Genomic DNA, 9,802 nt, shown 5'->3' with positions numbered 1-9,802 from the left:
GCCAAAAGCACTTACATCGGATAGATGTAGCTACGGGAAAGGTGCTCGAGAGGAAAGATGAGACACTACCTAAGATGTTTATCAAGGGGACACTAGGATACTCCTTGTTCGGCAGCTACTATACTGTATTTGACTTCGAGGCTGGGTGCATGCTCTGTGAGGAGCGAAGGGATAACTTTGTCTACGAAGGGAAGGAGTATAGCGCAGAGTATACGAGCCTCTTGCTACACGAAGGGATCTTCTACGTCTCGGTGCGGGTATCGGGTATCTTCTTCCTAGCGGCCTTCGACGTACAGACGGAGGAATTTGTTTGGCACGACCTCTGGGGCGGTTGGGATATTGAGTCCGTACATATCTTCGGCGGCCGGATGATCGCCCACTCCTATGACGAGGTACGTATCTACCAGCGGGTGTACTCCTGCGGTGTACCAAGGGCTGAGGAGTGTGAAGATAGGATATAACGGTCTCATGCCACACAGGTGCACCAGCCTAGATAATAGGACTGAAGGAGAAGATCGGGGAGAGACTGAGGGAGGCGTGTGGTTGAGCATCCCAGAGCTGAGGCAGGAGTATCGGTATCCTAGGTGTGAATTCTCCCCGTGTATACCTACTACCTAGAGGGGAAGAGTATACACGCAGGTATACCATAGTATACACGTGTGTATACAATAGTGTACACACGTGTACACACCCTACCTCTAAGTATACTCTCTGTAGGGCTCTCGTCTGTGCTTGTCTCACGCTGTACACCCCTGAGGAACCCCATAGATAGGAGGGGATAGGTAGAGCAACTCGTGGGCATGAACGAATATCCCAAGGAGAGAGGGGGCTAGGAGCACAATGAGGCTCTAGAATGAAGGTGCTACAACATGAGGGCCTGTTACATTTAGAAAAGAAAAGAATAGAATAAACAACATGATCGTAATAAAGAGCGGAAGATGAATAGAATGCACATTCCTTATCGCTTGATAGCAGTACTGCTGGTGATAGCCTTGCTATCTTCTTGCCTCAGGGAGGAGTCCATACCGATAGCCTCCGCCTTCTCCATCGAAGTGGCGGAGGATAAGACTACGCCCGTGCAGGTTCAGCTGAAGAATGAGAGCTATGGGGCGGATGAGTACGAGTGGACGTTCGAGGGCGGTTCGCCAGCATCCTCACGAGAGAAGCGACCCGGGACAGTGACATTCACCGAGCCTGGAGAGCATAAGATACGGCTCCGTGTGCGGAACGCCGTTGAGGAGAAGGTCAGCGAACAGACCCTTCGAGTAGACTCGGCACTTTCGCTGAACTTCGACTATCAGATAGCGATTAACGATATCGCTCCAGCGGTAGTTACGCTCCGTAATTGGAGCAAAGGCGGTAGTCGCTATGAGTGGAGCTTTGAGGGCGGAGAGCCCTCCTCATCTGCGGCTCAATATCCTTCGGCTATTACGTTCAAAGATGGCGGTGAGCATAAGATCCACCTTAGGGTCTTCAATGGCAGTCGCTACGAAGAGCTGAGCAAGACCTTTATCCTGCAGGCTCCTATGCGTGCGGACTTTAGTTATACCCCCATTGCCGTAGACCAAGACTGGGAGGCACCCTTGACCCTAAGCACTCAGAACCTCACCACAGGAGGACTTACCTATCGCTGGCTCTGTGAGGGAGCGACCATAGAGCATCCCGAGGCCGAGGCCACAAGTGTACGCTTCGAGCGGGCCGGGAACTACAAGCTGATCCTTTTAGCTCGCAATGGCAAGGAGGAGCAGCGTATGGAGAAGCTTCTTACTATCAAGCCCAATCGGGGGATCATCGAGCAAGTGAACCTAAAGCTTGGCATCAATGAGGCTAAGAATACTGTCGGATGCTTCTATTCAGCCTATGCAGGAGGGGTCGTGACGTCGAAGCGTATTGCCGAGGAGCAGCTCGGGAGCAAGATCGATTTGGGCTTCTTTGCCTTGAACTCCTCCTTTAGTTATTGCTACTTCTTTGCACCCAATCAGGCCGTCTCCAGTTCCTTTCCACACATTCCTGGGGCACAAGGAGCGAGCTTCGTCCATTATCCATCTGACTACGGGAGTATGATCACTGATGCAGACTTCGAGAGCTTCAAGCAGGCTAAGGACTTCAACCGCATCAGACAGTGGAGCGAGCCACGTCCTAGACACTTTGACAAGGGGAGTTTGCCCCACTTCGTCCTCTTTCGTACGGCAGATGGTCGTCGTGGCGTGATCCGTGTCAAGCGCTATGTCCATGCAGGCGCCGCCTCCTATATCCTTGCGGATATCAAGATCGAGAAGCGCCCCAATGAATAACCTCTATTACCTATGCTGAAGATTTACCCTACGTCCCTCCGGAGGATACTCCTACTGATGGCTCTGCTGCTCCTCGGGATGAAGCCTAGCTATGCCCAGAATATCGAGGAGGTGCTTGCCTTTCGTAAGAAGAAGCCCCTTAAGATCAGTGGGAGTATCTCTGCTCGTGCTACGCTGTTCAGTAGTCAGTCTAGCGAAGCACGCCAGAGCTTCACATACCAGCTCACGGGTTCGGTGAACCTATCGCTCTACGAGCTCCTCAACATCCCCCTCTCGTTTAATCTGAATAACTACGGGGCGAACTTCTCCTATCCCTCACTCCCCAATCGGCTAAGCCTCCATCCTTCGTATAAGTGGATGAAGGCTCATATCGGTGATGTGTCTATGAGCTTCGGGCCCTATACGCTGAATGGCCATCAGTTTACGGGTCTGGGCGTAGAGCTAAGTCCCGGGAGGTGGCAAATCTCCGCGATGGGTGGTCGATTATTACGTCGGGTTGACTTCAATCCTGAGTTGCCGAGTATTAGACCAAGCTACGAGCGCTGGGGCTACGGGCTCAAGAGTCGCTATGATGGGGATAAATTCTTCATTGGCGGTACTGTGTTTACGGCTAAAGATAAAGCTGATGCTATCTCTTTTGATGCCGATGCACTTGGTCTTAGTCCCAAAGCCAACCTCGCATTGGGTATCGAAGGAGGACTTAGTCTCATCAAGGATCTGCAGTGGTCTTTTGAGTATGGTCTTAGTCTGATGCAGCAAGACCTCCGCACCAATGCTCGTAAACCTTATCACGCTTTTAAGACTGAGCTTAGCTATAAGCTACTGGGTAATCAGATCGGTCTTGCTTATGAGCGTATTAGCCCAGACTATGAGACTCTAGGTGCTTACTACTTTAATAATGACTACGAGAATTTAACAGTCAATTATAGTCGAAACTTCTTCTCAGATAAACTAAGCCTAGCACTGAGTGGTGGGGTACAGCGAGATGACCTCTCCGACGACAAGAAAGAAAAGAACAAGCGCTTTGTGAGCTCAGCCAATATCGGCTTCATGCCCAGTGATCGTTTCTCATTGTCGCTGTCGGCCTCAAGTTTTCAGGGGCATCGTAATATCAAATCCAGTTTTGACTATATCAATCAGCAGATGCCCTATGAGAATCTTGATACGCTAAACTTTGTACAGCTCAACAACAGCCTTGACCTCAACATGAACTGGCAGGTCAAGAAGAGTGAAGCACAAAACCATAACCTCTCGGCAAGCTTGGGCTATCAAGAAGGTGCAGATAAACAGGGAGGATATATTATGCCAGGTAAACTCACTCGCTTTCTTAACCTATCCAGCAACTATAGCATTGATTTTTCAGCACTCAAGCTTGCTATAAACTTTGGAGTTAATGGGAGTAACAACTATGCTCTTCGCAAGAATATGTTCACTGTTGGCCCTATGCTTAATCTCAACAAGCGTCTTTTGAAAGATGCGATGAGTATGGGGCTAACATTCTCTTATAATCAAACGCGCGATGAAGGGGTGCTACAGGCTAGCATATTCAACCTCCGCTATCAAGCGAGTTATCGGTTCCTCAAGCGACATAGCCTAAATGCTAGTTTATCTTATCAGAGTCGTTCTTTCCATAACCTACAGACTCCGAGAAGCTCCTCTATTACGAGTCAAATTGCCTATAGTTTCTCATTCTAGAATATCATTCATCTATATGCACCTAAGTACATTCATTAAAAGCTCTTGTCTAGCCATCTTTTGCTGCCTTTTGTGGGCTTGTGAGAAGGAGCAACCTGCGGGAGAGATACATCCTCTGATACAGAATGCCTATCAGACTAGAGAGGAGGCTCAGGCTGCTGTCGATGTTTTGTATCATCTTGGCTATCCCTCCATCTCCCTAGAGACCGATGCCAATGAAGGTCTCCCCTTAGCTTGGTCTGTTTATCTCTCTGGACTTATTGAGAGTGAAGCTAGCGAGGGCTATTATCCCAATCTACATCAAGGGAAGGTGAGTAGCCCTAAAGTAGAAGAGCTTAGCAAGAAGCTATACACGAGTTATTTCGACGCTATTGAGCAAGCCGATACCATTATAGCGCGCATAAATGACAGTCCGTCTGTGAATGCCCAAGATCGGGAGAGACTACAAGGGGAGGCCAAGTTTTTCCGAGCCCTTAATCGTTTTTCCCTACTTAGAACATTTGGAGCTCACCCTACAGCTCGTACTAGCCCAACATCAGAGACAGAGGCCACTCTTTATTCTTTAGTCGTTAAAGATCTTCAAGATGCTATAGCTCGCTTGCCACATAAGACCTTTATCGAGAATAAATCTCGAGTTAGTGCCTTCATTGCTCGAGCTCTTTTGGCAGAAGTTTATATGCAGATGAGTTGTTTGCCACTGAGGGAAAATAAGTGGGTAGAAGCTGTCTCTATCTTGAGGCCTATCTTGGCATCGGGGAAGTATCAACTTACAGGGCATGGCTCCAGTGAAGCCTTATCTGCCTACAATAAGTTGCGTCAGAATCCAATGGCTCCAGAGTATCTGCATACTTGGCAGGTAAAAGAAGGTAGATCACGGGCTATTTTCTCTTTTCCTAGCAAGGCGAAGGGCTGGGGTAATGTCCAGACCACTGTTGCCTTTAATGCTTACCAGCCCAGCAAGCTACTGCAATCGATCTATTCAGAAGAGGATATACGAGCAAAGGATAGGCAATATTTCCACTCCTTCTTCAAGGTCCAAGAGGGTAATAAGACTGTCTTTGAGGTCTTCGATCCTGCTCCCTACTTTTGGCTCACCGGAGAGGGAGAACACCTCTCAGCACCAAAGGTAAATCAGCTAGGAGCCTATCGCTATTCAGAGATACTGCTCATGTTTGCTGAAGCTCTTTGCCAGTCTGAGGCTACTGTGCGAGAGGAGGCTGTTGATGCCCTCCTAGATGTACAGTTGAGAGCTATGCCACATCTAAATAGAGAAGAGGCAAAGGCTGAGTTGATGGCTCTGGGAATAGATGCCTTCTTGCAAAAAGTCTGGCTTGAACGCTTCAGGGAGCTAGTCCTAGAGATGAAAATGGGATATGATATCGCTCGTACAGGCTTTTATCCAAGTAAAGTTCGAGGTAGCGCTGAGATAGTTTTTATCCCCCTTTCAGAGGCGCATAGTTCGAGTGGTGGACCACTACCTAGGAATCTGAGGCTTCCTCTTCCATTAAGCCCTACTCCTTGATCAGATGTTTGAGGTTAGCATCGTTCTTGATTTGCTCGATCTCGCTGGCGACAAGGCTTAGGATCTCTTGCTTCACGCATTTATAGTTGGCTTCGATGGTCTCGCTGAGACTATCGGAGCCATCTTCGTTAAGGAACTCCGCGATGACGGGGATGGGCTGGTAAGCCTTGGTTTCAGCTGTAACCTTAGCGACATCGACGACAATCTCAGCGTGGAAGATCTTCTGCTCGATACGCTCGTCGAAGTTGTCGGATACGACCCCGACGAACATCCCTTGTGTAAGGTTACTAATCTTGCTGGCCGGTATCAGGCTATCGAGCTGTGTAGAGATCGAGGTTGACTTGTCATTTCTATTGATGGTCATGGATTGTCGTTGCTGTAGGACCTTCCCGAAGCGTTCGGAGAGTGTCTTGGCTGTCTCACCCACGACCTGACCGCTGAAAACATTCCCCACGGTGTTCTTGAATCACTTTGCTCTCCTTGTCGCCGTAGTCACGTGTGAGCTGTGAGAAGTCCTGAAAGCCTAAACATACAGCGACCTTGTTGGAGCGAGCTGTTGCGATGAGGTTGTCGAGCCCGCGGAAGTAGATGGTTGGTAGCTCGTCGATGATAACGGAGGACTTGAGCTGTTTCTTCTTGTTAATGAGCTTCACGATGCGAGAATTATACAAGCCAAGAGCTGCGGAGTAGATGTTCTGACGATCGGGGTTGTTGCCCACTACCAAGACTTTTGGTTCACGTGGGTTATTGATGTCGAGAGAGAAGTCATCGCCGGTCATTACCCAGTAGAGTGCTGGGGAGATCATGCGAGAGAGTGGGATCTTTGCCGAGGCGTGTCTCCTGCATGAAGCTCTCATTCTCGAGGTTGAAGACGTCGTCCATCAGGTTGTTCTTGAGCAGGCGACTCATCCACACACCAGCCATGAGGAGACAGATATATCCGACCGAGAGCGTGAAGATGGAGAGCGAGGCAGCACCTACCTTGCCGATGGTCAAAGCTAGTAGCCACTAGTTGAGAAAGAAGAGAACAAAGCCTACAGCGAGCACTGCCCAAATCTTTGGCCAAGTAATGCTCTCCTCTTTGACACCCTTGGTTCCGAGACAGGATAGCGCGAGGAAGACGAGGCAGAAGAGTTTCGTCCAGAGGATGGTGCATTCTCCTTATCTTTGTGCGGGTCATCTCATAGAGTAATCTTTGGAGGGGCTCTATTAATCACTAAATATCATAATACATAATACTTCGATGAGACTATTAAGTGAGCAAGAACAAGAGTTGTGTAAGCGTATATTGCAAGGAGATGGTCGTAATAACTATCTCGCTAATATCCTTGATAGCGACTTGCCTGATGCTAAAATAACGGCCAATAAGGAGGAGCAGACGGTTTGCATACACTATAAGATGTTTGCTCGAGATAGCAAGAACTTTCCTCTCGATGAAAGGGATGCTCGAATCCGTAGATTAATTCTTGAGACAGTAACTTTGATCAAACTATTGGAGCAAGAGGGATATATTATGCTTTTCATGAATACTACGGTAGAGCCAAACCTCCCAATAGGAGCAGGTCCAGACAAGCTAATAAGTGTCGGTGGGGAGGAACAAACCATCGAAATTAAATCGGAGATAAAGGATGCTTCTGTAATCAAGCTCTGGGCAGAGTATTCCTCAAAGGCAATATACGTGACGGAGGAATTTAGAGTCTTTTGTGCGAATGGCTGTATCCCTCGATCGGACGTACAGTTCAATCAGAATCTCGAGCTAACCAGGCAGAGTCTCGAACTGTCCAAGCAGAGTCTTGACAAAGCCCGAATCTCTAATTATATTGCTATAGCCACTTTAATCATTACTTTTCTATCCTTCTTGGCGTCGGTAGCCGCAAGTTGGGGCTGGAGGCCTAGCTTCTTCTCCTAGGAGCTTGCTGTTTCAGCGGACAAGTCAGAGCCGAAGCGAGGTTATCGCTTCGGCTCTGTCGTTCTTGGGGATGAGGGGAAAGGGAATATTCGTCCGGGAAGAGGTCGATCTATCTGTTAAAGGTAAAGGGGGCTTCGTCTGCGGAAAAGGATTTTTCCTATGCGGAAGAAAGAACGATTTTATCCGAAGGGAGAGGAGCTGTCGTCTCAAGGAGAAGGAGATGCTTTCCGTGAGTAAACTTACTTTCGTGCGGAGGCGGAAAAACTTTCGTGCGCAGGGCGGAAAATTTTTGTGCGTACAGAAATTTATTTGCTTCCGCAAGAAAATCTGGCTAACTTAGCAGAGCGTTCTAACGCATTGTTTAACAATAAATTAATCTATCATGATCAAGATCAAAGCTGTTGAGCGTAAAGTCGGCTTCAACAAGACCGGAAAAACCCTCTGGTACCCCGCTATTCACCTGCATTCTGATGTCAAGTTCTAGGAGTTCATCGAGCTCGTAGCGGATGAGACCACCATATCCTCGGCCGACGTTAAGGCCGTCTTCGACCGTGCTTCGAAGGTGCTCGTTCGCCTGCTTCAGGACGGCAAGAGCGTCGACTGTGGTGACATGGGCACCTTCCGTCCCAGCATCACCGCCAAGACGGGGACGGGCGTGGAGAGCGCTGAGAAGGTCGGTGTAGAACTCGTCGACAAGGCCAAGGTCATCTATACGCCTCGCGTCAAGGTGAAGACGGCGCTCAAGGGCGTCCGCCTGGAGCGTGCCGAGCGTGTCCTCGATGTCCCGTATAAGTCTTCGGACAAGAAGAAAAAGAAGCCCGAAGGCGGTGGTGGCTCCACGCCTAACCCTGGAGGCGATGGCCACCTAGGTATCTAGATGTAAAACCTAAAAGAACTTAGGAAATGAGTAATCGACCTGATATATCCATCTATCTTGCCCACTTTACCTCGAACGGGGAACCTAAAGGTGGGCTCGATGAAAAGAACCCAGCCAAGGAGTTCTCTTCAATGTCGGCGAAAGATAGACTAATCTCCATCTTGACCGAGAAGAAGATTAGAGCCACTCAAATGCCATGGACTGGAGCTAAGGCTGTGTGCTTCACTGAATGCCCGTGGATGAGTTTATTAGCCCATACGAAACTTTACTCTCCTTATGGAATAGGCTTCAAGAAGGGACTAGTGTTCTCTAAGCATGGTGCTCCGGCTTTATATATGAGACCAGACGTATTTAAAACGCATATGGAAGAGTTTAAGGGCTTTCATCAGTATGTGTGGTCTCTCATCACTCCTTTTTCTCCCCCCTACCGTCCTTCACATTTGAAGATTGGGAAAACGTGTGATTTTACCCATGAAAGAGAATGGAGAGTGCCTCATGATTTTCCTTTCGAGTATAAGGACATAGAGTTCGTTATTCTCAATAACTATCAAGATATGGCTGAGTTTCCAAAGGAACTCAAGGATGCGATAGGGAGAGAAAAGTTCATCCTTATGGATAATTACCGCTTAATCGAGCGGTTGTGGCCAGTTCATCGCATCGACGACTGAGCCCCTGAGTATATAAGCTAGAGATAGGGCGGAGGCACTAGCATGCCTTCGCCCTATTTAATTCTAACAGATAACGAGTGGTATTACTATCGCAAAGGTATGGCGAGCTAGATGGAAGGTAAGTCGCTTCTGCAACCCGCATATGTCTGCGATCTCCTTGAGGTAGGCATTCATCTTCTGGTTGGAGAGGATGGGGAAAAGCTTCCCATCCTTGGGAGTAGTACTCGAGCTATACTTCTCGATGATGGCCTTGGGGATGCCTAGAAGGAGGATGTTACTCTCTATGCTTGTCTTCTTCCGTCGTGTCATGATCCATACCTTCCCATCCAGCGTGACTAGGTGCTCCCGTCGCAGGTTGGCCACATCAATATAGGCAAGTCCAGTGAAGCAAGAGAAGAGGAAGAGGTCACGGACGAGCTCAAGACGAGGGATCGTCAGCTCCTTGTTGGCTATCCTCAGGATCTCCTCGTCGGTAAGGAAGCCTCTATCCACTGGGACGAGGTGGAAGTGGAGATCACGAAAGGGATCTTGGAGGAGATAGCCTCGCTTGAGGGCATAGATGGTGACAGTCCTCAAGGTCTTCATCTTCTTGACGACGGTGTTGTAGGCACACAGAGCCACCGTCGTGAGGTACAACTCGAAGTCTTGGATGATGGCAGGCGTGAACTCCATCAGTCCGATGTCCTTACGCTTATACCTGTGTACTAGGAACTCGAAGAAGTGTCTATGCAAGACGCTGTACTTCTGTAAGCTCTCCTTGCTGACGGTATGCCCTACGGGATGACGGATGCCATCGATGAGCTTGTCAAAGACAGGGAGAAAGGTGCTGAACTCCTG

Annotated in this window: 8 protein-coding genes and 1 pseudogene; 7 read left to right on the top strand and 2 right to left on the bottom strand. The window is 48.7% G+C overall.

Going from position 1 to position 9,802, the window contains the following annotated elements; genetic code table 11:
• The 4 genes from HMPREF0636_RS08280 to HMPREF0636_RS06320 form a co-directional block, all read left to right on the top strand.
• Positions 1 to 461 (top strand): hypothetical protein (locus HMPREF0636_RS08280; RefSeq protein WP_162147895.1); only part of this gene is annotated, 461 nt, incomplete at its 5' end.
• A gap of 477 nt (positions 462 to 938) precedes the next feature.
• The gene (locus HMPREF0636_RS06330; protein WP_044169236.1) at positions 939 to 2,294 is read left to right on the top strand and encodes a PKD domain-containing protein; all 1,356 of its coding nucleotides are present in this window, start codon (positions 939 to 941) and stop codon (positions 2,292 to 2,294) included.
• Between the two features lie 12 nt (positions 2,295 to 2,306).
• A complete protein-coding gene (locus HMPREF0636_RS06325; protein ID WP_044169234.1) occupies positions 2,307 to 3,989 on the top strand; it encodes a TonB-dependent receptor in 1,683 nt (560 codons plus the stop codon).
• A 70-nt stretch (positions 3,990 to 4,059) separates the two neighbouring features.
• Complete coding sequence (locus HMPREF0636_RS06320; RefSeq protein WP_044169233.1) at positions 4,060 to 5,511, top strand: RagB/SusD family nutrient uptake outer membrane protein; 1,452 nt, start codon at positions 4,060 to 4,062, stop codon at positions 5,509 to 5,511.
• On the opposite strand, the pseudogene HMPREF0636_RS08360 reads toward HMPREF0636_RS06320, so the two are convergent.
• A pseudogene (locus HMPREF0636_RS08360) lies at positions 5,501 to 6,663 on the bottom strand (YWFCY domain-containing protein); the annotation flags it as partial. The gene HMPREF0636_RS06320 and the pseudogene HMPREF0636_RS08360 sit on opposite strands and share 11 nt — an antisense overlap.
• A 91-nt stretch (positions 6,664 to 6,754) precedes the next feature.
• Here HMPREF0636_RS08360 and HMPREF0636_RS06310 point away from each other — a divergent pair.
• The 3 genes from HMPREF0636_RS06310 to HMPREF0636_RS06290 all read left to right on the top strand — a co-directional run bounded on the left by HMPREF0636_RS06310 (position 6,755) and on the right by HMPREF0636_RS06290 (position 8,965).
• Positions 6,755 to 7,420: a hypothetical protein gene (locus HMPREF0636_RS06310; RefSeq protein ID WP_044169231.1), complete on the top strand. Its 666-nt coding sequence runs from the start codon at positions 6,755 to 6,757 to the stop codon at positions 7,418 to 7,420.
• Between the two features lie 490 nt (positions 7,421 to 7,910).
• Positions 7,911 to 8,297 (top strand): HU family DNA-binding protein, encoded by a 387-nt coding sequence (locus HMPREF0636_RS08260; RefSeq protein ID WP_282705271.1) that lies wholly within the window; start codon positions 7,911 to 7,913, stop codon positions 8,295 to 8,297.
• Positions 8,298 to 8,323: 26 nt separating this feature from the next.
• On the top strand, positions 8,324 to 8,965 hold the full coding sequence (locus tag HMPREF0636_RS06290; protein ID WP_044169227.1) for a terminase: 642 nt from the start codon (positions 8,324 to 8,326) through the stop codon (positions 8,963 to 8,965).
• Between the two features lie 63 nt (positions 8,966 to 9,028).
• Here the strand turns inward: HMPREF0636_RS06290 and HMPREF0636_RS06285 are convergent.
• On the bottom strand, positions 9,029 to 9,802 hold a 774-nt coding region (locus tag HMPREF0636_RS06285), incomplete at its 5' end, for a site-specific integrase (protein ID WP_044169226.1).

It is taken from the genome of Porphyromonas catoniae ATCC 51270 (assembly GCF_000565015.1).
Classification (GTDB): domain Bacteria; phylum Bacteroidota; class Bacteroidia; order Bacteroidales; family Porphyromonadaceae; genus Porphyromonas; species Porphyromonas catoniae.
The sequence above is the reverse complement of the archived record's forward strand: the minus strand, read 5'-3'. Positions and strand labels throughout refer to the sequence as shown.

Coding starts and splice junctions, on each gene's coding strand:
- HMPREF0636_RS06310 (WP_044169231.1), top strand. CDS start 6,755: ATGAGACTATTAAGTGAGCAAGAACAAGAGTTGTGTAAGCGTATATTG.
- HMPREF0636_RS06290 (WP_044169227.1), top strand. CDS start 8,324: ATGAGTAATCGACCTGATATATCCATCTATCTTGCCCACTTTACCTCG.
- HMPREF0636_RS06325 (WP_044169234.1), top strand. CDS start 2,307: ATGCTGAAGATTTACCCTACGTCCCTCCGGAGGATACTCCTACTGATG.
- HMPREF0636_RS06330 (WP_044169236.1), top strand. CDS start 939: ATGAATAGAATGCACATTCCTTATCGCTTGATAGCAGTACTGCTGGTG.